This is a genomic window from Mesorhizobium sp. M0306 (genome assembly GCF_040321655.1).
GTDB lineage: Bacteria > Pseudomonadota > Alphaproteobacteria > Rhizobiales > Rhizobiaceae > Mesorhizobium.
The window spans coordinates 1-26,663 of the sequence record NZ_JAMYRY010000048.1 but is presented as its reverse complement, the minus strand read 5'-3'; the positions used below and the strand labels follow the sequence as shown (position 1 = coordinate 26,663).

16 protein-coding genes and 3 pseudogenes are annotated in these 26,663 nt (G+C 59.3%); 11 read left to right on the top strand and 8 right to left on the bottom strand.

All coding sequences use genetic code 11. From position 1 onward, the window contains the following. Positions 1 to 88: 88 nt before the first annotated feature. From NKI95_RS32330 to NKI95_RS32320, 3 genes and pseudogenes are all read left to right on the top strand, one after another. Positions 89 to 865, top strand: a pseudogene (locus tag NKI95_RS32330) (Mu transposase domain-containing protein); the annotation flags it as partial. Between the two features lie 15 nt (positions 866 to 880). Continuing rightward, positions 881 to 1,642 (top strand): IS21-like element helper ATPase IstB, encoded by a 762-nt coding sequence (gene istB, locus NKI95_RS32325; protein ID WP_352721907.1) that lies wholly within the window; start codon positions 881 to 883, stop codon positions 1,640 to 1,642. A gap of 92 nt (positions 1,643 to 1,734) precedes the next feature. Beyond that, positions 1,735 to 1,858, top strand: a pseudogene (locus tag NKI95_RS32320) (IS30 family transposase); the annotation flags it as partial. Between the two features lie 143 nt (positions 1,859 to 2,001). Here NKI95_RS32320 and NKI95_RS32315 read toward each other — a convergent pair. Further along, positions 2,002 to 3,368, bottom strand: a pseudogene (locus NKI95_RS32315) (IS1380 family transposase). Between the two features lie 1,187 nt (positions 3,369 to 4,555). Here NKI95_RS32315 and NKI95_RS32310 point away from each other — a divergent pair. The 7 genes from NKI95_RS32310 to NKI95_RS32280 all read left to right on the top strand — a co-directional run bounded on the left by NKI95_RS32310 (position 4,556) and on the right by NKI95_RS32280 (position 13,953). Next, a complete protein-coding gene (locus tag NKI95_RS32310; RefSeq protein WP_352721906.1) occupies positions 4,556 to 5,998 on the top strand; it encodes an amidase in 1,443 nt (480 codons plus the stop codon). Between the two features lie 65 nt (positions 5,999 to 6,063). Next, positions 6,064 to 7,725, top strand: coding sequence for an ABC transporter substrate-binding protein (locus tag NKI95_RS32305; RefSeq protein ID WP_352721905.1), 1,662 nt, complete (start codon positions 6,064 to 6,066; stop codon positions 7,723 to 7,725). Then, positions 7,726 to 8,727 carry an ABC transporter permease gene (locus NKI95_RS32300; protein ID WP_352721903.1) on the top strand — a complete coding sequence of 334 codons (1,002 nt, stop codon included), beginning with the start codon at positions 7,726 to 7,728 and terminating at the stop codon, positions 8,725 to 8,727. It begins immediately after the preceding gene. Next, positions 8,724 to 9,656 (top strand): ABC transporter permease, encoded by a 933-nt coding sequence (locus NKI95_RS32295; protein ID WP_352721901.1) that lies wholly within the window; start codon positions 8,724 to 8,726, stop codon positions 9,654 to 9,656. The genes NKI95_RS32300 and NKI95_RS32295 overlap by 4 nt, the downstream gene beginning before the upstream one ends. Next, positions 9,653 to 10,660: an ABC transporter ATP-binding protein gene (locus tag NKI95_RS32290; protein WP_352721899.1), complete on the top strand. Its 1,008-nt coding sequence runs from the start codon at positions 9,653 to 9,655 to the stop codon at positions 10,658 to 10,660. Before NKI95_RS32295 ends, NKI95_RS32290 begins: the two co-directional genes overlap by 4 nt. Then, complete coding sequence (locus NKI95_RS32285) at positions 10,653 to 11,648, top strand: ABC transporter ATP-binding protein (RefSeq protein WP_352721897.1); 996 nt, start codon at positions 10,653 to 10,655, stop codon at positions 11,646 to 11,648. The genes NKI95_RS32290 and NKI95_RS32285 overlap by 8 nt, the downstream gene beginning before the upstream one ends. Positions 11,649 to 11,841: 193 nt before the next feature. Then, entirely contained in the window at positions 11,842 to 13,953 is a 2,112-nt protein-coding gene (locus tag NKI95_RS32280) for a prolyl oligopeptidase family serine peptidase (protein WP_352721895.1), read from the top strand. On the opposite strand, the gene NKI95_RS32275 is transcribed toward NKI95_RS32280, so the two are convergent. From NKI95_RS32275 to NKI95_RS32245, 7 genes are all read right to left on the bottom strand, one after another. Beyond that, complete coding sequence (locus NKI95_RS32275; RefSeq protein ID WP_502909285.1) at positions 13,950 to 14,165, bottom strand: transposase; 216 nt, start codon at positions 14,163 to 14,165, stop codon at positions 13,950 to 13,952. The two genes, NKI95_RS32280 and NKI95_RS32275, sit on opposite strands and share 4 nt — an antisense overlap. A gap of 156 nt (positions 14,166 to 14,321) precedes the next feature. Further along, the gene (locus NKI95_RS32270) at positions 14,322 to 15,242 is read right to left on the bottom strand and encodes a dimethylarginine dimethylaminohydrolase family protein (RefSeq protein ID WP_352721893.1); all 921 of its coding nucleotides are present in this window, start codon (positions 15,240 to 15,242) and stop codon (positions 14,322 to 14,324) included. 361 nt (positions 15,243 to 15,603) lie between these two features. Continuing rightward, complete coding sequence (locus NKI95_RS32265) at positions 15,604 to 16,800, bottom strand: M20 metallopeptidase family protein (protein WP_352721891.1); 1,197 nt, start codon at positions 16,798 to 16,800, stop codon at positions 15,604 to 15,606. Then, positions 16,787 to 17,965 carry a M24 family metallopeptidase gene (locus tag NKI95_RS32260; RefSeq protein ID WP_352721889.1) on the bottom strand — a complete coding sequence of 393 codons (1,179 nt, stop codon included), beginning with the start codon at positions 17,963 to 17,965 and terminating at the stop codon, positions 16,787 to 16,789. Before NKI95_RS32260 ends, NKI95_RS32265 begins: the two co-directional genes overlap by 14 nt. 126 nt (positions 17,966 to 18,091) lie before the next feature. Next, positions 18,092 to 19,213, bottom strand: a complete 1,122-nt coding sequence (locus NKI95_RS32255; protein WP_352721887.1) for a GlxA family transcriptional regulator — start codon at positions 19,211 to 19,213, stop codon at positions 18,092 to 18,094. Between the two features lie 281 nt (positions 19,214 to 19,494). After that, positions 19,495 to 20,898, bottom strand: a complete 1,404-nt coding sequence (locus NKI95_RS32250) for an aspartate aminotransferase family protein (RefSeq protein WP_352721885.1) — start codon at positions 20,896 to 20,898, stop codon at positions 19,495 to 19,497. Positions 20,899 to 20,910: 12 nt separating this feature from the next. After that, complete coding sequence (locus NKI95_RS32245) at positions 20,911 to 22,389, bottom strand: NAD-dependent succinate-semialdehyde dehydrogenase (protein ID WP_352721883.1); 1,479 nt, start codon at positions 22,387 to 22,389, stop codon at positions 20,911 to 20,913. A 624-nt stretch (positions 22,390 to 23,013) separates the two neighbouring features. On the opposite strand from NKI95_RS32245, the gene NKI95_RS32240 reads away from it, so the two are divergent. Further along, positions 23,014 to 25,590, top strand: a complete 2,577-nt coding sequence (locus tag NKI95_RS32240; protein ID WP_352721881.1) for a GcvT family protein — start codon at positions 23,014 to 23,016, stop codon at positions 25,588 to 25,590. The last annotated feature ends 1,073 nt before the right edge of the window (positions 25,591 to 26,663 follow it).

Here is a 26,663-nt window from a genome sequence, read left to right as displayed (position 1 = left end):
CTCTGGCCTTTAAGCGGGTGGAATGGGTGAGTAATGCGGACCGTGAGGCCGGTCGTCCCCACACGGGCTGCAGTTGACGGCTTTATCCAAGGCAAAAGTCGAGGTTGCCGTGCAAATTGCCCAGCGCTGGGTCCTGGCGCGGCTGCGCAATCATCGCTTCTTTTGTCTGGCGGAGCTGAACGCCGCCATCCGCCTGCTCGTCGCCGAACTCAACGCCCGCCAGATGCGTGGCTTCGGCTCCAGCCACGCCGAACTCTTCGCCGAGATCGACAGGCCGAAGCTGGGCGCACTGCCGGATCAGCCATATGTGTTCGCCCGCTGGAAGCGTTGCCGCGTCGCCCCCGATTATCATGTCGAGGTCGACGGGCACTGGTATTCCACGCCCTACCGCCTGATCCGGGAACTCGTCGATGTGCGCATCGCCGACAACACCGTCGAGGTCTTCCACAAGGGGCAGCGGATCGCCAGCCACGCCCGTGCGCCCAACCGGCGCGGCCATACGACCGTTGCCGATCACATGCCGAGCGCGCATCGCCGCTACGGCAAGTGGACGCCGGGGGGACTGATCGCGGCCGGCGAGAAGATTGGCCCTTCCACCGCTGCCTTCTTCCAGGCTGTCATCGCTGATCGGCCGCATCCCGAACAGGGTTTTCGCACCTGCCTCGGCATTTTGGCGCTGACCAAGAGCTACGGCAACGCGCGCGTCGATGCAGCCTGCCAGCGCGGCATCCTCATCAAGGCACGCTCCGTCGCCTCGATCCGTTCGATCCTCAAGAACGGCCTTGATCGCGCTTTCCTCGACGAGACACCCGACCACCAACCCCTGCGCCACGGCAACATCCGCGGTCAGGGCTATTTCCACTGAACCATGGAGTTCCCAATGCTCACCCATCCCACCCATGAACGGCTCATCGCACTCGGCTTGACCGGAATGGCCAAGGTCTTCGAGGAGCAGCGACGAACACCGGATCTCGATGCCCTGTCGTTCGAGGAGCGCATCGGGCTTCTTGTCGATCGCGAAGCCGCCGAGCGCGACACCAAACGGCTCACGACGCGGCTCAAATTCGCTGCGCTGCGCCAGAGCGCATGCGTGGAAGATGTCGATTTGCGCACTCCGCGCGGCATCGACCGCGCCGTCTTCGCCAGGCTCGTCGCCGGCGACTGGATCGACCGCCACGAGAATCTCTTGGTCACGGGCGCAACCGGCCTGGGCAAGAGTTGGCTCGCCTGCGCCCTCGGCCACAAAGCCTGCCGCGACAATCGATCGGTGCTCTATCATCGCGTCCCGCGTCTCTTCGAGGCGCTCGCGCTGGCGCGCGGCGACGGGCGCTATGGCCGCTTGCTCAAGACGCTCGGCCGCGTTCAGCTCCTCATCCTCGACGACTGGGGCCTGTCGGTTCTCAATGCGGCCGAGCGCCGCGATGTTCTGGAAATCCTCGATGATCGCCATGGCCGCGCTTCGACCATCGTCACCAGCCAAATCCCCGTGCAACACTGGCACGACGTCATCGGCGATCCCACCCTCGGCGACGCGATTCTGGATCGCCTCGTTCACAACGCTCACCGCCTTCAACTCACCGGAGAAAGCATGCGAAAACACAACGCCCGCGTCCACGCTCTTGACGCAGCTGCAAACACCTGAATCAATGAACAGGGACGGTCGAAGCGGCCGCTCATGATCGCGTGAAATACCTGCTCACAATCAGCGAAATGCGCAACTTGGGTCAGCGAGCAGAAATGGCGCACCACGATCGTCTCAAGATAGATGCGGGCGTCCAGCTACTTCTGCGATCCGCAAAGCCCGTGGCAGCGGGGCACCAACGAGAACACCAATGGGCTGCTATCTCCGGTTAGCCCGGATTTCTCATACTGTCTGTCGGTAAAGAGCTGATGGCGGGGTCGGCTTGGGGCTTGAGGTTGGTGCAAACGGCATTGACCGCAGGGCGGTTGTTGCTTTTCGGCGATGTTCCTTGCTGTTGACGGGAGGGTGGACCGGGGCGCTCAAGCGGCTGCCGCGAGCCTGGCGTAGGTCAGGGCCCATTCGCGCTGGAAGGGGCAGGCTGAGTTCATGGCCAGCTTGATGCGGCGCACTGAGATGCTGACCAGGGCGCCGATCTTGAACAGCTTGAGGCGGATGGTGGCGCAACTCGCCCTGGCGAGCCGAGTGTTGGCCAGGCCGATGCGGCGTAATGCGCAGATCAGCACATAGGCCATGGAAGCGAACCAGAGCCTGAGCTGGTTGGCGCGCATGGTGGCGGCCGAGGTGCGGTCGGCAAACAGGTCGAGCTGGCATTCCTTGATGCGGTTCTCCATCTCGCCGCGGGCGCAGTAAAAATCCTCGTAAAGGCTTCGGGCCGGCCAGGCCTCGGCAGCGAGGTGACGACGAAGCGCGGGTTGGCCGCACCTTGTGTCCACTCGGCCTTGGCCACGACCCAGCGCCGGCAGCTCCAGTTCTTGCGGATGGTCCACAGGAAGTCCTTGAAGCGGCGGGCCGGACGGCCGGTGAGGCTGCTCTCTGCTTTGGCCTGCTCCAGTTCGGCCCCGATGTGTCGGGCCAGCCGCACATTGCGGGCCAGGCCAAACAGGTAGTCGACGGCGTTGTTCTCGCACCAGGCCATCAGTTCCTCGCGGGCGAAGCCGGAATCGGCCCGCAGCACGATCCGCACCTTGGGCCAGCGCTGGCGTAGCTGGCTCGACCTCCTCGATCGCGCCGGCGGCCGCCTCGATGTTGGCGGGCCGCAGCTTGGCGCACAGCAAGTGATCGCCGCAGAAGATGTAGAGCGGCAGGTAGCAGTAGTTGCCGTAGTAGCCGTGGAAGAAACGCCCCTCCTGGTTGCCGTGCAAGGGATCGTCCGTGGCATCCAGGTCCAGCAGGATCTCGTCGGGCGGGGCGGCGTGTGCACCCAGGAACAGAGCGACGAACAACGCTTCGATCGCCGCCGGATCGTGGCTGATCTTGTGATAGCGCGTCGGTGTCGGGCGGCTCAGTTCCAGCCGGTTGAGCGTGCTCTTGCCGGCCACGGCCGCACATTTCTTGTGACGACGCGCCTCGAGCTTGCCGGCCAGCACCGCGATCACCGGATCATGGCGCAGCTCGTCGTGGTCGTTGAGATCCTCATAGCCCAAGGGCGAGCGCGAAAGATGCGCTGGCCCACGAGCGTTCTCACCTCATGCTCGATCAATGCGGCATTGCGGGCATCCATGAAGCAACGGGCAAAGCGGCCAACCAGCCCGATCGCCCGGTCCGTCAGCCCCAACAACAGCGCACCGGCATCGGAGGTGATTGTTCCGCCGTCAAAACCAGCCACAACTGCGTGCTTTTCAACAGGTGCAAAATCGAACCGATCCGTTATACACTCTGTTTGCATCGGGGTGTTCCTAGATAAAAGCTAAGCTGTTGTCGCAAAACAACTTTCTCTGATTCGCAACCCCGATGCACTTCAACAATGTGAGATATTGGGGTTAGGGGCCTTGTCGCGCAAAAGGACGCGACTAATGACATGCTTAGGCGGGACTTCAGCAGGTAGTGGGCAGTCACTTCGCCAACATCCGCAGGCGAGGGAAGGTCGTTTCGTTGACCTTTCTTGCCTCGCACATGGAGCTGTCCGGCTATCTAATTGATATCGTCGAGTTCGCGCGAAAATCTCACTCTATCGCAATCCAACCTCGCCAATGCGGGGACCATCACATAGTCCCGGCACCCGACGGGCCATATCGCAATCAATGCTGGCGAGCAAGCGAGTTATCTGATCTCGTCCCAGCCGATCGCACGCGGAATAGAGCCGATCGCACGCGGAATAGACAAGAGCGACCAGTTGGCGATCGGGATCGCGTCAGCTAAGAGTCCGACGTCATGTCCCCACGACAACGCGCATAGGAAAACGACTACGGTGCTGTGGTCAGCATTTGGGCGCGCCGTATGACGTCGACCGCACGCTATTGCCCAGTTCGACACTCCCTCACTGAAGCGGAAATCTCGGTCGGTCCGGCTGGCGCCGATGTCGGCCAAGATCATTTGGCCACGATCATTCGCGGGTCCGCGCGGCATGATCCCGGCCAGCGCGGAGGTGCTGTGGCCGTTAGGACCTTCCTAAAATGGACCGGATCGCTGGCGACCACATAGCTCAAACAGATCTCCACCGTTGAAGATGCCGCTTGGGTGACCTCGACAAAGTCAGGCCGATTCGAATCCCCCTGCGCAACCCAGTTCGAAGTCAAGCATCAAAGTTCCGCAAAGCCCCGATTCAGTGCAGAACTTCGACTGCCAACGTCCTAATTTTCGAGACATTCAGCCTGAAAGCTGCGGTAAGGTCTGTGCAAGCAAATAAAAAATGCAAGGAGGGAGCGGTGAGTTCTTGGATGAAGCGCAGACGGTTCATGCAGAAAATTTAGCCCATTGTCGCTGTGTTTGCGCCTTCGTTTTCGGTAGACGAGCTTCGACCTAATCTCGGTCGTGCTGCGCTTACATCTCGTCTGCGGCGATAGCACGAAAGCTTATGTGAAGCTGGGTCCATACCATGGTCGGCCCGAGATTTGGGGGCCAGAGAGTAGTTGGATGTCTGCCAAAAATGCCGCTAGTAAAATTGTATCCTTGGACGCGGTGGGGCAAGCCGAAGCAGTTCGCCGAGGCGATATTTCGCCGCGTGATCTAGTTGAAGCGGCCATTTGGCGCATCGAAGAATATGAGGGTTTAATCGGCGCCCTGGTCCATCAACGCTTCGATTCCGCCCGCGCTGAGGCGGCCAGCGTACAGAACGATCGGCCTTTCGCGGGGGTGCCAGTTCTGCTCAAAGACAGCAGTGCCGGAGCTCAAGTCGGCATTCCGCGCTTCGCGGGTAACCGCATTCTGAAAGATAAACCCCTCGTCGCGGCCGTTGATGCTCCCGTTGGCAAATGCCTGCGCGACGCCGGGTTCATTACGCTTGGTGTGAGCAAGATTCCTGAGGTTGGCTGGTATACAGATACGCAACCGGTTGCCTGCGGGCCGACCCGTAACCCGTGGGCGCTCGAACGATCGGTCGGCGGTTCGTCAGGCGGGGCAGCAGCAGCCGTTGCTAGCGGCATGGTGCCGGTGGCGCATGGTACCGAGGACGGCGGCTCAATCAGAATTCCGGCCTCCTTCTGCGGTGTGGTCGGCTTCAAACCCACCCGAGGACTCGTGCCCCTCCCCGAACCGAATACGTCGCACGCAAACCATAATTTTGTGCTCTGCAGGACAATTCGAGACGCCGCCGCACTCTTGGATCTCCTAGCCGGCGGAAGTCCCCGAGCGCTGTATTGGTCGCCGTCAACCGGTCGCTATGCCCGTGCGGTTGCGGAGGCCGCAGATTTGCCGCGTCTGCGGGTGGCTGTAGCGCGTAGCATGGGTGGGCTGGAGGCGCACATCGACTGTCAACGCGCCGTTGATGCAACCATTCCATTGCTTGAAGAGCTCGGTTGCGAAGTGATCGAGGGGAGTTTTCCTCCTCTCGATCAGGAAGACGCCACGACATACGCGCTGTTGCTCAAGGTCGGGGGCGAGGGGGCTTTCCGCGGACTGGAGAAGATGGTGGGTAGGGCATTGAGTACAGATGATGTCGAGCCATTCATCTGGTACATGGGGCATCCGCAGGGGCCGGCTGTCACGGCGCTGGAATATCTCGATGCGATCGGGCGTAGGAGAACCTGGGCCGTCGAGGTCATGAACTGGTGGAACACCTTCGATCTGTTGCTGTCGCCCACTGTTTGCGAGCCGCCGCGTACCTTGCAATCCCACGCCGAAGAAGCGCCGGAAGAGACGCTGATAACAGTGACCAGGCAAATGGCATTTGCGGGTGCGTTCAACGAGACGGGCCAGCCAGCAATCTCGCTTCCTCTCCACTGGAGGGCTGATGGCCTACCGATAGGTGTGCAACTGGTCGCCGACATCGGCAGGGATGATATTCTCCTTGCCGTCGCCGCCCGACTCGAGGCGCTCAAGCCTTGGAAGCACAGGTGGCCGGCAATTTGTACCGACTGAAGCGCTTGAGAATTGCCGATGGGCCTGGCTGATCTGGGGCACGGCGAAACACAACGGGAGGTAAAATGAGCGAACTACAAATCAGTCGACGTGCCATCATGAAAGCAATGCTGGCGGGATCGGCAACGCCATGGATTATGAGTTCAAGGGCGCTAGCCTCGTCGTGCGACGACCATATTGTGCGCGTCGGTGTGATCGGCGCGCCTGATTCTGTGAACCCTTTTGCCACCTGGAGTTCGTTCTGGCCCCTAGTTTTCAGTTATGATTTCCTGGTCGGCGTAGACGCCCAGCGGCACCCCGACCGTAAGGGCTTTGCGAAGTCGTGGTCGGTTGCCGGCGACAACCTCACCTGGACGTTCAAAATCTGGCCCGGCATGAGATGGTCGGATGGCCAACCGGCCACAGCCAGGGATGCCGCATTCACGTACAATTACATGCGTGACTCCATTGGTAAGCCCGACGAATTGAACGTCGGTTGGAACAACACCAGCGGCCTTGAGAACGTCAAGTCTATCACCGCACTCGATGATGAGACTCTACAAATCGTGACCAAGAAGCCGAACCGGTGGCCAATCGACAACACCACGATGCTTGTTCCAGAACACGTCTGGAGGGATATCAGCTACGCCGATGCGCGCAGCAGCTTCCGCAACGACCCGCCGTTGGTGGGAACTGGGCCTATGATCGCTGCGGAGTTTCAGCAAGCTCAGTTTGTGCGCTTCACGCCAAATCCGCATTTCCGCACAGGGCAGCCAAAAACGGCCGGCCTAATTATCCAATTGTTCACTACGATCGATCCGATTTCGCAAGGTTTGAAGAGCGGCAGCCTCGATTATGGCTCCGGCTTAACGGCTGCCCAAGTGGCGGATCTCTCGAAGGATCCCAACATCGTAGTTGGTGAAGCGAGCGTCGAGCAACGGAATTATTTGGCCTTCAACACCCTTTCCGGAAAGGAGGCAGGCAGCACCAAGGCGTTGCAGGATCCGGCGTTTCGCGATGCGATCGGCTACGCGATCGACCAGCAGGCCATAGTGGATCGCGCCCTGCGCGGGCACGCCGACCCCGGCGTTGGATTGGTGATGCCGGTGGCGAAAGATTATTACTCCGATCTCAGTGACATCAGACGTCACTTCGACCTCGCCGAGGCGGGTCGTCGGCTCGACGCCGCCGGCTATCGGGACACCAACGGCGACGGCGTCCGGGAGGACAAGGAGGGAAACAGCTTCCAGCTCGAGCTGATTACCGGACAAGTCTCAGGCAACATAGAAATGCCAATCGCGGCTGTGCAGCTTATCGCTGGCTGGCTGGGACAAATCGGCATCCCCGTATCAGTGACCCAGCTCGACTCCGGGGCGCTGAACGCGCGTACGGCGGGGCCGGCGAACGGCGGCGGCCGCTGGGATCTGGTCGTTGCTAGCAGTTGGTTATCGCCCTCACCTCACGACCTGCTCGTCTTGGGCAAAAGTGCTGACCAGGCCAACAGGTCATACTGGAGCAACGAGAAGTTCGATCAGATCCTGTCCCAAACCGACGTTACCGTCGACGTCAAAAAGAGCCAAGAGCTGGTCGATCAGGCGGTGCGGCTAATTTACACCGAAGCGCCGTATATCATGTTGTGCTACCCGTCTGCGATGGACGCTCATCGGAAGGATTGCTTCCAAGACTGGGGGTTGGACACGGCTTCGTCGTGGAGCTATTTCCCCCTTGATCGCGTGAGACCAGTCTAAATGGCTGGTGGTCGTTTTGGCGCCTCGACGAGCCGGCGTATCGGAAGTATCCTGATCAGGGCGGTAGTAACGCTACTGATGGTGGGAGTCCTGAACTTCATCTTGTTCAGGGTCATTCCAGGCGATCCTGCATCGCTTCTGCTCGGCGGGGCGCGCACCAGCGTGACCGCTGAGCAGATCGAGGCGCAGCGCCAGAACTGGGGGCTGGACCGGCCGCTGTTCCCGGACCAGATGGTGGACTACCTTTCGGCAACTCTCCGCGGCGACTTGGGCTACAGCTTCAAGTTCAGGGGCAGACATGTCACTGACCTTATTTTGGAGCGCTTGCCAGCAACGATTGCCCTAGTCGGCCTAGCCCAATTCATCGCCATCCTATGCGGTGTCATGCTTGGCCTATATGCGGGTTGGCGTAGAGGAGGAGCCGTCGACCGTATCGCCACGGGAGCCTCTTTGGCGCTCTATTCTACGCCCTCGTTCTGGCTCGGCATGCTCTTGGTGGTAATCTTCAGCACGGCATTGGGTTGGTTTCCGGGCTACGGTGCATACTCGCCCGGCGCGATTACAGGCTCCCTTGGTTCGTTCCTCGACTACCTGCGGCATCTCACGCTTCCGGTCGCCGCGGTGGCGCTTGGGCTAATCGGCCAATACGTCGTGGTCGCTCGTGCCGCGATGAGCGACGTAGTCACCGAGGATTACATGGTGACCGCACGGGCTAAAGGGCTCACCAACGGTCAAATGCTGATGCGTCATGCATTTCGCAATGCAATGCTACCGGTCGTAACCTTGATTACCCTCAATCTTGGCTACGTGGTCGCCGGTGCCATCACCGTCGAAGCCGTATTCGCCTGGCCGGGGATTGGCGGTCTGACGGTGGAGGCTCTCAATGCTCGGGACTATCCAGTCCTTCAAGGCATATTCCTGTTGCTTGGTGCCTCGATTGTTTTCGCAAACCTCGTAGCCGATCTTGCCTACGGCATTCTAGATCCGAGAGTTCGGCAATGAGCGATGGTATTGTTCGATATTCCCCGCGGGGCCGGGCGCGCGCGATCAAGGGCTTTCTGCGTCAATTTCTCAGCTACGGCGGCGCTCAGGTGGGCCTCGTATGTCTGCTATTCTTTCTTGTTGTAGCTGCGATGCCCAATATTCTGGTGGGACCGCTCCAGACTGCGATCAATGCAACCGGCGATTTCCTCGCGCCCCCTTCAAGCCAGCATCTGCTGGGGACCGATGAGGTGGGGCGGGACGTGCTCAATCTGGTCGTCCACGGTGCTCGTATATCGCTCACGATTGCGCTGCTGGCGACCGTGATCAGCCTCGTCGTCGGGACTACGATCGGTATGACAGCTGGCTACTATGGTGGCAGGGTTGACGTCTGGCTGATGCGCTTGACGGACTTCTTTTTCGTCATGCCGTCCTTCGTGCTCGCGCTGGTCATCACACCCGTGGTTCTCGAGGTAATGGGGCGCGGCGGAGACATCCTCGGCTTTCGTCCTTCTCTTTTCGTGATCCTTGTCGTTATCGGCATGACAAGCTGGGCGTTCGTCGCACGTATTGTCCGCAGCCAGACACTGTCGCTCAAGGAGCGAACATTCGTTGACCGCGCGCGCGTAGCGGGCAGCAGCAATCTCAGCATCATGGTGCGGCACATCCTCCCCAATCTCGTGCCGCAAATCGCCGCCAACGGGGCTCTGGTCGTCGCCGGTGCAATTTATGTCGAGACGTCGCTTTCGTTCCTCGGGCTTGGCGATCCGTTGCAGCCTTCATGGGGCACTTTGCTCTCTCTCGCTCAGCGTGCCGGTGCTGCCAGTACCGGAGCTTGGTGGTACCTCGGCGCCCCCGGGCTGTGCGCGCTTTTGGTTTCGCTTAGCTTCGTCTTGATTGGCAATGCCCTCGACGACACGTTCAATCCACGGCGGCGGGTGATCCCATGACAAGCTCCTCCCAAGAAAAGGCACCGCTTCTGGAAATCGCCGGGCTCTCTGTCAACTATGGGCTCAAGGGCGTTTCATTGCGAGCAATCGACGACGTAAGCTTCACGCTCCGGGCCGGAGAGGCCGTTGGCCTCGTCGGAGAATCGGGCAGCGGGAAGACCACGACTGCAATGGCGATCGCGGGTCTACTGTCACCGAACGCACGGGTCAGCAGCGGCGAGGTGCGCTATCGCGGTAACCGACTGCCGATCGACGATGATGCGGCGATGCGGGCGCATCGCTGGAGCGAGACGTCCGTCGTCTTCCAGGGCGCGATGAATGCGCTTAATCCCGTTCACCGCATCATCAAGCAGATCGCCGAGCCGTGTATGCTGAAGCTCGGCATATCGCGTGGCGAGGCGACCGCGCGGGCAAAGGAGCTGCTCGAACTCGTCGGCATTCCGGCGGATCGTGGCGCCGCCTTTCCCCATGAATTGTCCGGTGGCATGCGTCAAAGAGTGATGATCGCCATGGCGCTCGCGTGTCGCCCCTCGATCGTCATCGGCGATGAGCCCACAACGGCGCTCGACGTGATTACCCAGGCTCAGATCCTGAAGCTGCTGGGTGAGTTGCGATCGAGGCTCAGCCTTGCCCTCATTTTGATCACCCACGACCTGTCTGTCGTGGCTAAGTGTTGTGATCGCGTGATGATAATGTACGCGGGCCGGATCGTCGAGGATGGCACTGTCGCCGAGATCTTCGCCCAGCCCAAACATCCCTACACCAGACTGCTGATAGACTCGATCCCGAACCCAGCGAGCGGCAAGCGGATCATTCGGCCAATACCCGGTGATCCCCCCAACCTGGTGAATCGACCGTCAGGCTGCGCCTTCCACCCGCGTTGCCCGTCGGTGATGGCGGTTTGCGCCACCGAAGTCCCGAGCCTCGACACGTTCGGGCGGGGACGCGTCGCCTGTCACCTTCACCGGTCGTCGCAAGAAGACAAGGTCGCAGCCCATGCCTGACATCCTGCGTCTTGAGAGCCTGCAGGTCCATTTTCCTATCCAGGGCGGGCTGTTCGACCGTGTCCTGGGCCGACCTGCCGGCGCCGTGCGCGCGGTGGATGGGATCGACCTCAGCGTCGGGCGCGGCGAGATCGTCGCCCTGGTCGGGGAATCGGGAAGCGGCAAGACGACGGTGGGCCGCGTGATCACCAAGCTTGCCCAACCGACAGCCGGCAAGCTGTTGTTCGAAGGCCGCGACATGACCGCGGAGCGAGGGGCCTCGGCCCTGCGTCCTTACCGGCATCGCGTGCAGATGATCTTCCAGGACGCTTATCAGGCGCTCAACCCGCGACACACCGTGTTCGATATTGTGGCCGAACCGCTGCGTTCACTGCGATTGGTCGAGAACGCCACCCAACTCGCCGAGCGGGTAGCCGAAGCTCTGGCGTCAGCCGGGCTAAATCCTCCCGGCGATTTCTTCGCCCGCTTCCCGCACGAACTGTCTGGCGGGCAGCGCCAGCGGGTTGTTATTGCCGGAGCGCTTGCGGTGAAGCCGGAACTCATCGTTGCAGACGAACCTGTCTCAATGCTCGATGTCTCTATACGCGCACAGATTCTTCAGGTCCTGGTTGACTTGCGCAACAAACACAACATGGCGCTGCTGTTCATCACCCACGACCTGCCGCTTGCCTGGCTGATCGCCGACAGGATTGCGGTCTTGTATCTTGGAAAATTGGTCGAGACCGGTAGCGCCGACGAGATCACGTTCAACCCCCGCCATCCGTATACCGTCGCCCTGCGAAATGCCACGCCGCAGAGCGGGGGTAACGCAGATCGCGCCGAGCTGCCGGCCCTGCAGGGCGAGGTTCCAAGCGCCGCGCGCGTGCCAAAGGGGTGTCGTTTCCATCCTCGCTGCCCGCTTGCCTTCGACCGCTGCAAGGAGGAGGAGCCGCCCGCCATAGAGGTTGGAGCACAGCACAGGTCAGCGTGCTGGCGAAGTGAAGGCTGACAGCAAGCAGTCCGCGCCCCAAACGCGATCCTGCCGAATATCGGAAGGACAAAGATGCTGGCATCTCATGCGCCATGGACGATGACCGGTTTGCACACTATCTGGGAGGAAAATCAATGCACAAACCACAAACTATGTTGTTCGCGGACTGCTGCGGCAATCCTTGCTCTTGGTTCCACGTGAGGGCCGTCTGATGGGAGACAAGCGCCTAGAGCCACCGCTTCCCCGTGCCGAGCCACGGATCAGGGTGCTTCATGACGACATCACGACGGATCGGTATCGCTGGCTTCGCGACCGGGACAATCCCGATGTCCGCGCGTATCTGGAAGCCGAGAACTGCTACGCGGAGCAAGCAACAGAACATCTGACAGAACTTAAGGCGCAGCTTGTTGCTGAGATCCAAGGGCGCCAACCATCTGAGGGAGCGGCGCCAGCGTTCCAGGTCGGCCCCTTTGAATATTTCCAACTCCCGCAACGGGGGGGCACTCATTCCGCTTGGTGGCGGCGGCCAACAACCGGGGGCCCAGCCGAGCTGGTTCTGGACCCTAATGAGATTCCTGGGGCCGGGGCCTATTACGCCCTCGGGGTTTTCGAGCCGAGCGACGACGGACGTTACGTGGCATTCAGCGTCGATCTCATCGGCAACGAGGGCTATGAACTGACAGTTCGGGACATGGCTGATGGCCGCGACATCTGGCGCGACTCGGGCCGCGCGGGAAAGGTTGTCTGGGCCGCCGACAATCACACACTTTTTTTTACCCGGGAACTGGCTGACCAGCGCCGACATGATCGCGTTGTCCGCTTGGATGTTGAGAGGGCGGATTCCGAGGTCGTGTTTGAGGAGACCGCTGACCGATTGGAGGTGCAGATTCGCCGTTCCGATAGCGGAGCGTGGCTATTTCTCGACCTAAGTCCGGTGGCCGGAGGAGGAGGCATCGAGGTGTGGTGCCTTGCTGCCGATGAGCCGGGCGCGGAGTGGCGGCGGATCGTGACGCGCGAATTCGGACACGAGGTCTTTGCCGAGCACTGGAAGGACGCGTTCCTATTCCGCGTCAATGACGCTGGACCCTACTGGCGGCTCGTGCGTGCACCCATAGACGACCCGGCACCGTCGCGGTGGGAGGAGTTCGTGCCGCATAACGAGGGGACGTTGCTGGAGGAGGTCCACGTACTCGAAGACCACCTCGTTGTGATAGCTCGAGAAGGCCTTCGGCCTCGCTTGGTCTGCTACGACCGAAGGGGACGGGTCGGGGCCACGATCGTACCCGACGAGCCGAGTTGCAGCCTTACGGTCGGGCTATCGGCAGGCGGTGATTATTCGGTCGCACGGCATGCTTATCGTGGATCAAGACTGACGTATTGCCTCAGCTCGTTTGTCACACCAAGTACGGTGTTCGAACACGATCTCGACCACGACCAATCGGTAGTTCTGTACAAGACTCACATCCCAGGTTATGACCCAGCTAATTACACCGCCACGGTCGTCCTCGTCGAGACGGAAGACGGAGTACAGATCCCGATCTCTCTCGTCGTGCGCCGCGGGCGGAAGGGCGCCGGACCAGTACTGTTGGGTGTATACGGCTGTCACGCAGCGCCGAGATGGCCCTCGTTCTTCATGACACCTTCGTTCATGAACGCGCGCTTGAGCCTGCTCGACCGCGGGGTCGCTTTCGGTATCGTGCACGTGCGCGGGGGCGGCGAGTTCGGCCGCCCGTGGTGGCAAGCGGCTGTCAAGGATCGGAAGCGTATCACCCACACTGATCTGATCGCAGCTGCTGAAGGCCTGATCGAACAAGGGCTTGCTACCCGTGAAGAAATCGTAATTTTAGGACGGAGCGCCGGCGGCGGCACCGTACTTGCCACCGCCGCCCTCCGTCCCGACCTTTTCCGCGCCGTCGTCGCCGAGGTCCCAGTCGCCGACATACTCGATACCGTAATCGATTATCCGATGCCGTACGCGGCAGTGGAAGCAGCAGAGTACGGTGATCCCCGTGTTGCCCGCGAATATCGGTATATTCGCACGTACGATCCATACTACAATCTCCATCCGGATCGCCCGCTTCCACCAACATATGTCGACACCGCGTTGGACGACAGCCAAGTACTCTTCTTCCAGCCTGCTCGCTACGTAGCGCAACGCCGCTCTTGCGCCGCCGATCGCGATCCCAAGCTGGTATTTCGCGTCATGAGAATCGGCGGCCACTCCGGCCCCTCGCATGGGGTCGCCAGAGCTGAGGACCATGCATTTCGGCTGGCTTGGATTCTCGACCAGCTCAATTACTCGCGAACTGATCCACTTGACTAGGTACGCCCTGCACCTGACTGGGCCACCTTTTGGTCGGCATGGCAGAAGCGATGTTCAGCGTGAACGCCTTCCTCATATTTGCGCACCCAGACACGGATCAGGTTTCGGGTGACGTCGTGCCGTTTCGCCAAACCGTGAAGCGTCTCGCCTGACAGATATTCCTGCGCGACCTGCCGCTTAAACTCGATGCTGTGAGTGCGATATCTTGCCATGGGTTCCCTTTTCGAAAACCCGACAAGCCTGGTCAATTCCTCAAGCCGATCTGTCCACCCTCAGGGGCGCACTCCACTGCGGGGTCAAAAGGGGTTTATGTGGATCTGTTTGAGAACGACAGCCTTGCAAATCCTGGGCCTCGCTGCAACCGTCGTTTAGGTTTTCTTCGCTGAAGCTTGTTGCGTGGGGCAATCTCTTCTCAAGGGCATTGTCAAGCAATGGGTGGAGCCACCCTCGAGGACGAACTGCTCGATATCCGGATCGTAAATCTTGAAGCCCAGCGCTCTGAGCCGAGTGTTCATCTCAACATGCTGCCGGGTGGACAGCACGCGGTCATTGCCAAGAGCGGTGACATTGCAACCCATCTTCATGACATCGCGATAGCTAACAGGAATGAGCTCGAAACGCTCAGCCAGCCAGTCGACATCCGCCGGCTCCAGAATATCGGTCGCACAAAGCGCCACTTTGTCGTTGAGCACGCTGAAGAGCACATCAAGATGCAGGAAGTGCGCAGGTACGCTGACTTTCCGGACATTCCAGCCGCTCTCCTTGAACCAGGTTTCAAGCTGCTCTGCAGCGGCGGCAAAGGTGCGAACCTCGTTGACGCCGATCAGCGCCTCCCCATCGCGTAGAACCTGTATGTCCCCGCCTTCGAGCGCGGCAGCCGTGATGCGCTTCCAGATTGGAAAGCCGTATTCGGACGCCATCCTATCAACTGCCACCCATTCCCCTCTGCGTTCGGGGCGGGCCATCTGGTTGATCAGAAGCCCCCATGGCGTCATGACGGCACTGTCACGGGCGAACGTTTGCATAGGAAGATAAGGGTCGGCTTCGATAAATCGACAAACGGCACCTGCCTGCTGGAGAGCATCGACAAGTTCGCGATGCTGAGCGGCCGCGGCACTGGGATCAACGTATAATCCGTTTAGCTTCGCTTGGGCGACGATTGCGTTCTCAGCAGCCCATTCGAAGTAGGTGGGATTGCACACTGCAACCTCACGCAATACCCCATACTCATTCGCCACAAAGGCCGACCGGCACTGCAAACCTTGGCGAACTCCCGATGCACCACTCATCTTATCCTCCTGTCAAGCTGTACACGTGATCTTGGTCTAGAGTTCAATAGCCCCGCGGCAGCAGGGAAGCGCTCTAGCTCGCGTCCAGGCGATGGCTGCCGCCTCGGACCGGCCAGTCGAGTTTGGGCTATTTCGCTTTCTGTTCCCGCTCAAAAGCGGCTCTGCCCGCCATGAACTCGCACATCAGCGCCCCCGCAAACTGCCGTGCTTCGGCTGGCGTCAATCAACGGCGCATACTCCATGATCTCAAAGGCGCCGACACCGCGAGGGCAAGTCCGCGTACGATCTTCATTGCTTCGAAGGCCGTGAAGCGACCGGGTCCCCTGATACTGCGTGGAGTAAGCGCTGGGTAGCCCAACCGCTAGTTCCGCGGCATCAAGAAATTTCGCGCGGAGTCACAGAGGACGACAGCTCCTATCGAGAGCGCCTGTTCATCGACCCGAAATCGCGGATGGTGAAGTGGATAGACCGCGCCAAGGTCCTCATTGCGGATGTCCAGCCGGAAATAGACCGAAGGACACTTCTCGCTGTAGAAGGCGAAATCGTCGGCGGCCGTCCAGCCCGGCGCGCTCAGCATGTTGTCCTGCCCCAAAAGGCCGGTACCGATTCGGCGGATGATCTCTACCATGTCCGGGTCGTTGATGACCGGTGGTTCGCCACGCCTCAGGTCCACCTCGGCACTAGCGTTGTGGCTTGAAGCCACGCCTTCTACAATCTGACGCAGCCTCTTCCAAGCATGCTGGCGGGTCGCTTCATGCCCGCTGCGGATCGTGCCCTTCAGCCTGGCCTCGGCGGCGATCACATTGTAGGCGCCGCCGCCTTCGATGCCAGTGATGGAGACGACCAGCGGGTCATACGGATCGATCTCGCGCGACACAATTTTCTGCAGCTCCGTCACTATCGAGCAGGCGATGGCGATGGCGTCGACGCCTTCGGACGGTTTTGCGGCGTGCGCGGAATTGCCGGTGACGGTGATGTCGAAAATATCGCACGCAAGCGTATACGGCCCCGCGCCAACCGCGATCATTCCGGTCGCGGTATAAGGATCGACATGGATGCCGATTGCCGCGTCGACGTCGTCCAGCAACCCTTCTTCGACGACCCGGCGGCCGCCGAGCGGCTCCGCCTCCTCGGCAGGCTGGAAGATAATGCGAACGGTGCCGCTGAACGATTGCTTCTGGCGCTCTAGGAGAACGCTGGCGGCGTAGCCCATTGCGGCGTGAGCGTCATGGCCGCAGGCATGCATGACGCCCTTGCGCTCGGAGCTGAACGGCACGCCCGACGTTTCCATGATCGGCAGCGCGTCGATATTGGCGCGGATGACGACCTTGCGGTTCGAGGGACCGGCCGTGCCGACGACATCGACGGCGAGACCGAAGCCGGCCGCGGGTCTGATGCCGCTCAATCCGGCTTCTTCCAGCACCTCTCTCAGATAGACCTGCGTCTCGCGCTCTTCGTTCGAGAGCTCGGGATTGCGGTGGAGGTGACGGCGGATCTCGATCATCCGGCGTTCTAGCGCGGCATCCATCAATCCATTGCCGGTTTCATCGTTTGACATGGATCTCTCGCGGGAAGCTGGTCAGCGTTTCGCAGCCGTCGGCGGTGACGAGGATCGTTTCGCTCACTTCGATCCCCCAGCCGTCCATCCACATGCCGAGGATGGAATGAAGGACGTTGCCCGGCTTCAGGATTGTCTTGTCGCCCTGGCGCAGGCTGATCGTGTGTTCGCCCCAGTCCGGCGGATAGGCGGCGCCGATCGAATAGCCGATGCGGGACTCCTTCTTCAGGCCGTAGCGCTGGATAACCTTCCGCCAGCTCGCCTCGACGTCTTCCGCCACGACGCCAGGCCCAATCGTCTCAAGCACAGCCTCCATGCCTTCGAGCACGGCCTTGCCGGTGTCGCTAACCTTGGCGGGCATGACGCCCAGCTGAAGCGTCCTCGCCAGACCGGCGGCGTAGCGGCGGACGACACCGGCGAGTTCGAGCGCGATAGTTTCGTTGTCGCCAAAGCGGCGGTCGCTCCACATAATATGCGGCGCCGAGGCATTGTCGCCACCCAGTATGGTCGGCGGCAGGGCGGTGATGTCGCCAGCGAAATCCGGCGAGCCGGCTATTTGGGCGGCCTGAATTTTCGCGATGGCGTCGCACTCGCGCACGCCTGGGGCAATAACCTCATAGGCCGCGGTGACCGCCGCCTCGGCAAGGCGCGAGGCCTTGCGGAGGTAGTCGATCTCGGCGTCCGATTTGACGCTGCGGATCCAGTTCACCAGAAGGTCGGCGTCGTGGAAGATCGCATTGGGCAGGCCCCTGGTCAGCCGCGCATGCGCCTTGGGGGAATAGTAGTAGGCCTCGAGCTCGATACCGATATTGCCGCGCCCCCAGCCCTTCCTCGTGATCCAATCGGCAATCCAGTCCATTGGATGGCGGTCGGCGCGCTGGACATGATCTTCCGGGAAGCCGATGACGTTCTCGGGCTTCATCCACACCGTCAGCAGCCCTCCCGCGGCATCCATGGCGCGGCCGATCCAGACCGGCTCCTCGTCGGCGAGCGGCACCAGCACCATTTGCGGCGTGTAGAACGACCAGCCGTCATAGCCGGTGATGTAGTGCTGGTTGGCGACGTCGTTGACGATCAGCAGATCGAGGTTGCGGCGCGCCATTTCCGCGCGAATGGCGGAAAGCCTGTTCCGGTATTCGTGCGGGTGGAAAGGCAATGGGATCATATCGAGATCATCTTCCCTATCGTCGGAGTGTTTATCTAGCGCCAGTGTTGGCAAACAGGCGGGCTGAGCCAATTTGCGGTTGAAATCCACAAGAGCTCGCCGAACCTCTTCGAATGCCCTTCGCTCTTAGGCATTCATCAAAAGTGCGCCGTAGCAGACCTCACACGGCTCGCGGCTAGTGGCAATTGGGCACCTTTCGCTACTGTCCCCATGATCGACTTGCGTGGCTCTATTTTCATGCGGACGGTTCAACCGCATTTTTTTTCGTTGGTAGACTGGTAATCGTGATTGATGCGGCGCGCATCCGTAGGCCTCGCGGTACGCTTTCGAGAAGTGCGACGCAGAGACAAAGCCGCAAGCCATCGCAATTTCAACAACCGGCAGACGCGAGCTGATGAGAAGCAGGTGCGCGCGTTCCAGACGAAGATCCAAGTAATAGCGGCTCGGAGAACATCCCAGTTCCCGCCTAAACATCCGCTCGATTTGACGCCGCGATAGGCCGGCTGACCCCGCAATTTCGTCCAGTAGCAATGGCTCCGTGAGGTTTGATTCCATCTGATCGATTACCTTGATGACCCCTTGGTGATTGAGTTGCACTCGAGAGTGAAGAGGTAGACGTTGGCGGTCGCCCGCTGCACGGGTCCTGCACGCGATAGCTTTTTCGCAAATACGGTTGACGGCTGTCGTCCCATAATGCTGATCAACCATGCCGAGAAACATGTCGAAGGGGGCGTCGCCCCCGGCGCAAGTGTGTAAGTGCCCGTCCTGCTCGAACGCGGTTTGAGCGGCTAGCACACTTGGGAACCGCTCAGAGAACATAGGAAATTGCTCCCAGTGAACCGCGCAACGCCGCCCTTCTGCAAGTCCCGCCCGAGCAAGCACGATCGTACCGCTACCTATCCCTACGAGGCTGCCGCGGCGGTTCCGACACTCTCGTAGCCAGGCATCAAGCTGTTTGTGCGGACTAGGAGCATTGCGGTCGCCGACAACCACAACAGCCGGTGCTGAGATCGATCGACGAGTTCTTTCACGTTCGAATAATAACGAAGAATCGGCGCAAACCAACAACCCGCAACTCGAGGCCGCAGGTTGCCCGTCATCCGAAATGACCTGCCAGCTATACACGTCCCGCCCCAACACCTCATTGGCGAGCCTCAGCGCTTCTACTGCCGACGAGAAGGCCTGGAGCGAAAAGGCCGGCAGGAGGTAAAAGCAAAAATTTCGGCATGTGGACTGTAAATCTAGCATCCCGGCTGGTTCCTTTCCCGTATTCGACAGCATTCTAGCGAAGCTTACCGGGCCCGAGGCGATCGCCTCGGGTTCCGAGCTAGGCTCTTCTCTCATGCCTGGGCGCTTTCGGCGCTGCCCCGTTGCGGTCGGGGCCGATGGTTCTTCGATAAGCGTCACTTGATCTGCCCAATCAGGTTGTCACGGGTGAAGCGCTCCGTACAGGGCCCCAAGCTGCGCCTGTTGAATGATTGGGCAGACCTTCAGGGCATCTCGCGACTGCAAATTCGGCTGCCGTCCGTCTAGATGTTAAGCCCGTCTCGCGTAAGCTCATCCATGACGAAGCGCACTGCGCTTTCGGCGATTGCAACAATCTCTTCCGCCTCAGCCTTGGTGGTAACGAGCGGCGGGGCCAAACCTAGAATGTCGCCGTGGGGCATAGCCCGAGCGATAAGACCGCGTTCACGCGCTGCCTTGGAAATTCGCGCGCCAACCTTGAGTGTCGGATCAAAACGCTTCCTGTTGTCTCGATCGGCCACAAACTCGATTGCGCCCATAAGGCCAACGCCGCGCACTTCGCCGACGATCGGCAGCTGCGCGAATTTCTCCTTCAGCTGCGCTTGGAAGAATGCCCCAACGTCGCGAGCGTTCCCCGGAAGGTCTTCTTTCTCGACGATGTCCAGAACCGCGTTGGCCGCGGCAGCCCCGATCGGATGACCTGAATAGGTGTAGCCGTGGGAGAATGCGCCGACCTTGTCCGCCCCGTCTTCGAGAACCTTGTAGACTTTCTCACCGACAATTGCCGCGGAAAGTGGGAAATAGGCCGAGGTCAGACCCTTTGCAATCGTGATGAGGTCTGGCTCGATGCCATAGTGCTGCGAGCCGAACATCGATCCCGTGCGGCCGAAGCCGGTTATAACTTCATCTGCAATAAGCAGCACATCGTGCTTTTCGAGCACGGCCTGGATTGCTTCCCAGTAGCCTTCCGGCGGAGGCGTTATGCCCCCGGTGCCGAGCACCGGCTCGCCGATGAAGGCGCCAACATTGTCCGGGCCCAGGCGTTCGATCAGCTGATCAAGTTCCTCGGCGCGCCGCGCTGAAAATTCGCGTTCGGACTCGCCTGGGTTCGCGCCCCAGTAATGATGTGGAACACCGGTGTGAACGATCTGCGGTAGCGGAAGGTCCATGTGGTCGTGATAGAAGCTCATGCCCGTCATCGAGCCGGACACGACGCTGCACCCGTGATAGCCGCGTTCGCGCGAGATGATCTTCTTCTTGTTCGGCTTGCCACGCAGATTGTTGTAGTACCAAACAAGTTTGGCCTGGGTCTCGTTGGCATCCGAGCCGGACATGCCGTAGAAGACCTTGCTCATCTTGCCCGGCGCCATCTTCACGAGGCGATCGGAGAGGATCGCGAGCTCGTCCGTCGTGTGCGCCGCATAGGAGTGATAATAAGCTAGGCGATAGGCCTGACGCGAGATCGCTTCTGCCACTTCGGTGCGGCCATAGCCGACATTGACGCAATAGAGGCCGGCAAAACCATCGATAAATTTGTTGCCGTGCGCGTCCTGAATGCGGATTCCCTTCCCGGTCTCGACGATAGTTGGCTCGCCAAGCTTGCCAGTGGCAAAATCCTTGAGCTGCGTGAAAGGATGCAGGACGGCGTTTCTATCCTTTTCGCTGATATCCTTGATGTTGATAGTCATAGGGCTTTCCTTTCAGGCTGCGATGTTGCCGATGCACACGTATTTGGGTTCGAGATATTCGGCGAGACCATGTCTTGAGCCCTCGCGGCCGAGTCCGGATTGCTTCCATCCGCCGAAGGGTATGGGAGCGCCGGTAAATTTCGGGGTGTTGACGGCCACCATGCCGTACTCCAGTTGATCGGTCAGCCGCAGGGCGCGGTTTAGGTCCCGCGTATAGACATACGCCGCGAGACCCATTTCCGAGTTGTTGGCACGGGCGAGCATTTCCGCCTCGTCGTCGAAAACCAAGATTGCCGCCACCGGACCGAAAGTTTCTTCTTTGGCTATCAGCATGTCGTCCGTGACGTCGGCGAGAACAGTCGGGGTGACGAAATTGCCCCCCAGCGAACTGTCCTGTCCGCCAACAACGATGCGGGCTCCGGCACAAAGAGCTTCTGAAACCTGTCGCCTGCACTTTTCGGCGACAGATGGTTTGGTCATTGGGCCAATGTCGACACCAGGCTCGAATCCGTGCCCGACTTTCAGTTTACCGGTGGCCTTCGCGAATTCTTCCACAAAGCGCTGATAGCTTCCCCGCTGGACATAGATCCGATTGGCTGCCAGGCAGTCCTGACCGGATGTGGCGAATTTGGCTGCCATGCATCCAGCCACGGCAGTCTCCAACGGCGCGTCATCGAAAATGATAAAAGGAGCATTGCCGCCAAGTTCAAGTGAAGCCTTCTTGAGGGTTTTTGCCGATTGCTCGAGCAGCATACGACCAACCTCGGTCGAGCCCGTGAAAGAGAATGCCCGCACATCGCTATGATCCAACAGCTGTTTTGAAAGCGGGGGAGCCTCTCCCGTGATCACTTGAAACACGCCGGCTGGCACTCCTGCCTCCTCGGCAAGACGGGCCAGCGCCAGAGCTGACAAGGGCGTTTCCGGGGCGGGCTTGACGATCATGGTGCAGCCTGCAGCCAGCGCCGCCCCTGCTTTTCTGGTGATCATTGCCGACGGGAAATTCCATGGCGTGATTGCGACGGTCACTCCAATCGGCTGCATCCGCACGGCCAACTGACTTCCGGCAAGATGGCTCGGAATGGTCTCGCCGTATGCCCGCTCGCCTTCCGCTGCAAACCAGTCAAGAAAGCTAGCGGCATATGAAATTTCACCTTGCGCTTCGGCCAAGGGTTTGCCTTGCTCGGCGGTCATGATTGCGGCAAGGTCTTCCGCATTCTCACGCATCCCGGCGGCCCATTTCCGCAGGTGTGTGCCCCGTTCCGCAGGAAGTACATCGCGCCATCGCAGAAATGCGGTTCTCGCGAATTTGACTGCGTTGCCCACGTCAGACGTATCACAAGCTGCCACTTGTGCGAGTTCCTCGTCAGTAGCGGGATCCAGCACCGAGAGTGTTTCAGCTCTGGAGACCCAAGCGCCCCCTACATAGGCGCATTTTTGCAGAAGGTCCTGCCGTTTGAGCTCCTTTAATGCGGCGGCTGCGGAACCTTTCATGTGTATCTCCGTCAAATTTGGATTTACATCAAACTAACCGCGCCAGCGGTTCGGTTGGCGGCGCAATTCCTGGCCATCATGGAGTTGTCCTGCGAACAGCGGGCATTTTCCTGCGGATTTCTCCATCTTCTATGCCATGCAATGACAAGTTGGTCTCACGCGCCACGGGACGTGACGTTAGTGCCAGCTCTTTCAGCCCTTGGGGCGGCGCTGTCCGGTTGCAGGGATGTCTCGGCGTTTGTTTGCGCAGCACACAGCGGACGCGGATGTGCCTCCCGCTTATTTCGGGCATATTGAAGTGCGAACGGTAGGCGGCGTCACGCCGGTATCTCCGCGAGCTCAGGAACTCACGAAGATAGCCCGATATGTCGGGCAGGTCTTCAAAACGTCGGCGTCGGCTTTAGGTCTCCGTCGGTGCCTGAGAACAACACTGAAGATGCTGCGAAGGAGTGCAGAAGCAGAACGAAGCGGCTGACAACACCGTCGCGCGTACCTTGGATGCGTTCGCTAATTGCCGGAGGCAGCATAACAGCGGCGAAGAAGCCGACAAATATGCAGAATAACTGCGTCGCCGTCTCACAACGAGCACCATCTCGACGAGCCTCCTCATTTAACGTGGCACAAATGAATGTTGTTGCCGGTGCGGCAGCGTCGGACAGGGATCAATCTGCCCGAACGATCGGAATACCTTCGCGCCGCCACTGCCAAAATCGAACAAGGACGCATATGATTACCAACTCGCCCCTTCGCCCTCGTGAACTACCTAATCGCAGTCACGAGATTCTCATCGTAGGGGGAGGAATCGCGGGCGTTAGTGTCGCATATCACCTTGCAAAAAACGGTAAAAAAGATGTCGCACTTTTGGAGCGAAACACGCTCACATCTGGCACCACGTGGCATGCTGCTGGTTTGATCATGCAAACGCGCGGTACTCACGCCCTCACGGAGGTTGCAAAGTACAACGCCGAACTCTACTCCGCACTGGAGTCCGAAACCGGACAAGCGACGGGGTTCAAGCACAATGGCACGCTTGGGGTCGCTAGAACCAAAGAGCGCCTCCACGAAACTGCACGCAATGCATCAATTGCAAAGAGTTTTGGGCTTGAGGCCCACATGATTTCGCCGAGCGAGGCTAAGAGGCTATATCCGGCCCTCAATCCGTCTATCATCGAAGGTGCAGTCTTTATCCCTGGAGACGGCCAAACCAATCCTGTCGACACATGCATGGCTTTAGCAATTGGCGCCAAACAAAACGGCGTGAAGATCTTCGAAAATTCTGACGTTAAGGACATTTGGCAGACTTCAGAAGGCTGCTATCAAGTCCGAACTAATGAAGGTGTCGTTGAAGCTGAAGTTCTCGTACTCGCGTGTGGGCTTTGGACCCGAGATCTTGCATCCAAGCTAGGTGCGCGGGTCCCCTTGTACGCCGCAGAGCACTTCTATGTAGTGACCGAGCCTATGGATTTTGTGACGCCGACCTTGCCTGTGCTGCGCGACACGGACGGCCACGTGTATTTGAAAGAAGACACAAGAAAGCTGCTTGTGGGCGCGTTCGAGCCGCGGGGGAAGCCGCTTCCGATGGAAAAGCTTCCGAAAGGAACAGCCTTCATCGAGCTCCGCGAAGATTGGGACCATTTTGAATTGCCGATGACCAAGGCAATAGAGATTGTTCCTGAGCTCGCGAACGCAGGCATTGCCAAGTTTTTCAACGGTCCTGAAAGTTTCACTCCAGATCTTCTGTTTATGATAGGTGAAGTGCCCGGACTAAAAAATCTCTACGTTTCAGCTGGGTACAACTCGGAAGGTATTGAGTACGGTGCTGGAGCAGGGCGAGCTCTGGCGGAATGGATCATTGCTGGCGAGCCCCAGATGGATACCAGCTTCATCGATGTCGCCCGGTTTCACCCCTTCCAGATCAATAAAAGATATTTGCACGATCGTACAGCCGAAGTGGTGGGTCTTCACTATAAGATGCACTGGCCGGCTTACCAGCCGGAGACCTCCCGCGGCGTCAGGAAAAGTGCGCTTCATGATCGATGGGCTAAGCTTGGAGCCAGCTTTGGTGAAGGTATGGGTTGGGAGCGTCCGTTGTGGTTCGCGGGGGAGGGGGAATCGACGAAAAACCTCTACTCCTACGATGAGCCGAACTGGTTCAAGTATACGAGTCAAGAGTGTAAGGCCGCTCGTAACGAGGCCATCCTGTTAGACCAGAGCTCATTCGGCAAGCATCTAGTGCAAGGTGGTGATGCGTGCCGTTTCCTTCAGTGGCTTTGCGCGGGCAATGTGGATGTGCCTGTTGGAAAGCTTCTCTACACACATATGCTCAATAAAAACGGTGGAATCGAGACAGACATTACAGTAAATCGGTTGTCACAGACAGAGTTTCTGATTATCTCCTCCGCGACCGTTCATCCTCGGGATAAGGCTTGGATTACAAAACACGTTAGTGATGACTGGAATGTTACGGTCACTGACGTCACGTCTGCTTATGCAGTCCTATCATTGCAAGGACCTAAATCCCGGGAGATTCTGTGCCAAGTTACCGATACAGATTTGGCAAATTCAGCGTTCCCATTCGCTACAAGTCAGGAAATCGATGTCGGGTATGCTCGCGTAATAGCCAACAGGCTGACTTATGTTGGGGAGCTTGGTTGGGAGCTGCACATTCCGACCGAGATGGCTCAGCACGTCTTTGATGTTGTTTGGGAGGCCGGCCAAACCTATGGCCTAAAGGCTGCAGGATACCACGCGCTTGAACATCTACGATCCGAGCGCGCCTACCGAGAATACCAGCTGGATCTTACACCCGTCGACACGTTGCTGGAGGCTGGTTTAGGATTTACAATTGATTGGAACAAGGAAGGTGGATTTATTGGGAAGGATGCGTTAACCTCTCAAAAGAATTCAGGCACGCTAAGGAAGAGGCTAGTGTCGTTCAAGGTTCGCGACCCAAAACCAATTCTGTTTCATGAAGAACTTATCCGTTGCGACGGGAAGATCGTCGGCTATATTTCTTCCGGTGTGAAGAGCTTCACAATTGGAACATCAATCGGAATGGGATATGTAAACCATCCCGCCGGTGTCACGAAGGATTTAATTGAAAACAGTCGATGGGAAATCGAGATCGCCGGCAAACTCTACGAAGCTGACGCGTCGCTCCGCGCGTTTTTCGACCCAAATGGAGATCGAGCTAAGCAATAATCTTGCGCCGCTGCGGAGGCAGGGGGCAGCTGATAGGCCCAAGCTTCGAGCGTCGATCTATGCTGGCAGCGCGCCCGCAGCCTCCGTCCAACGTCGCCTCCCAAGGCAATCCGGCTGCCGTCGGGTTCGTCTCGACGGCAGCCGACCCAGGCTTTCTATTGCGTTGCAAACAAGCTCATCTACGCCGGCCGCAAAGTTATCATCTCGGGCAACAGCGCTTGGGCAGAATCCCCGGCGTGCCCCCCCGTCGGCCCGGGCAAGCGAGATCGTCCCACTCGATCGGGCGGTGCGCCAAAATGTGTTAGAGGAGTATTCGACGGGGTCGGCGAAGGATAGCCCGCCCTGCGATTTTCTTGCCACATGTTTTCAGGCCAAGACGTTCGCCCAGCTCGCGTGCTTGGCCGAGCAGCTGCCGAAAGTTCGCCGTGTTTCGGGCTTGTGGCACCTCCCTCCATCTCTAGACACGGCAGACTATTCCGAAGACCAATGGTTTCAGCTCTGGTTTCTTGATGGTACGGAACGGCCTGGCCATCGTCTCAATTGGGATGGTCGAAGATACCGGGGAAGACACCGCATCGCTTTGTGCGAAGCCGTCGGCGCGTTGTTGGCAGGTCTGCGACCGGGACTTTCTGAAGCAATTACATCTCGCTCTATCCGGGACGTACGCTGTAGGCGCGTGTCGGCATCTGCCAAGTGCTAAACAAATCCTGCCGTACCAACGCCTCGAGCACCCCACTGATAGCATTGCGCGCAAGTGGCCGCACCCCGGAGATAACGCTTCCTTTCTGCGTGTGAGCCCCTAAATCGCCGCAAATCGTCGCGGATTAACTGTAGCATCATGGTTCGTCCGGCGAGGCGGCTAGCAGGGTGTCCATCGCCGAGGGTCGAAACTTCCGGGGTCGCCCATACTGTTCATAGTCGCCCGTGTATGCATAGGGATGTCATGGATACGCACGCTTCCACCATCGTTTTTGAGCCACGGACCACTCCTGCTGCAGTGCAAGCGCGGATTGGCTTCATTCTCCTGAATTCGGACGAAGTCGGGGAGGGGGCTTTCCAGCTGCTAATGCCCT

Coding starts and splice junctions, on each gene's coding strand:
- NKI95_RS32300 (WP_352721903.1), top strand. CDS start 7,726: ATGGCTGGTGGTCGTTTTGGCGCCTCGACGAGCCGGCGTATCGGAAGT.
- NKI95_RS32260 (WP_352721889.1), bottom strand. CDS start 17,965: ATGATCCCATTGCCTTTCCACCCGCACGAATACCGGAACAGGCTTTCC.
- NKI95_RS32280 (WP_352721895.1), top strand. CDS start 11,842: ATGGGAGACAAGCGCCTAGAGCCACCGCTTCCCCGTGCCGAGCCACGG.
- NKI95_RS32275 (WP_502909285.1), bottom strand. CDS start 14,165: ATGGCAAGATATCGCACTCACAGCATCGAGTTTAAGCGGCAGGTCGCG.
- NKI95_RS32270 (WP_352721893.1), bottom strand. CDS start 15,242: ATGAGTGGTGCATCGGGAGTTCGCCAAGGTTTGCAGTGCCGGTCGGCC.
- NKI95_RS32295 (WP_352721901.1), top strand. CDS start 8,724: ATGAGCGATGGTATTGTTCGATATTCCCCGCGGGGCCGGGCGCGCGCG.
- NKI95_RS32290 (WP_352721899.1), top strand. CDS start 9,653: ATGACAAGCTCCTCCCAAGAAAAGGCACCGCTTCTGGAAATCGCCGGG.
- NKI95_RS32310 (WP_352721906.1), top strand. CDS start 4,556: ATGTCTGCCAAAAATGCCGCTAGTAAAATTGTATCCTTGGACGCGGTG.
- NKI95_RS32250 (WP_352721885.1), bottom strand. CDS start 20,898: ATGACTATCAACATCAAGGATATCAGCGAAAAGGATAGAAACGCCGTC.
- NKI95_RS32285 (WP_352721897.1), top strand. CDS start 10,653: ATGCCTGACATCCTGCGTCTTGAGAGCCTGCAGGTCCATTTTCCTATC.
- NKI95_RS32305 (WP_352721905.1), top strand. CDS start 6,064: ATGAGCGAACTACAAATCAGTCGACGTGCCATCATGAAAGCAATGCTG.
- NKI95_RS32245 (WP_352721883.1), bottom strand. CDS start 22,389: ATGAAAGGTTCCGCAGCCGCCGCATTAAAGGAGCTCAAACGGCAGGAC.
- NKI95_RS32255 (WP_352721887.1), bottom strand. CDS start 19,213: ATGCTAGATTTACAGTCCACATGCCGAAATTTTTGCTTTTACCTCCTG.
- istB (WP_352721907.1), top strand. CDS start 881: ATGCTCACCCATCCCACCCATGAACGGCTCATCGCACTCGGCTTGACC.
- NKI95_RS32265 (WP_352721891.1), bottom strand. CDS start 16,800: ATGTCAAACGATGAAACCGGCAATGGATTGATGGATGCCGCGCTAGAA.
- NKI95_RS32240 (WP_352721881.1), top strand. CDS start 23,014: ATGAATGTTGTTGCCGGTGCGGCAGCGTCGGACAGGGATCAATCTGCC.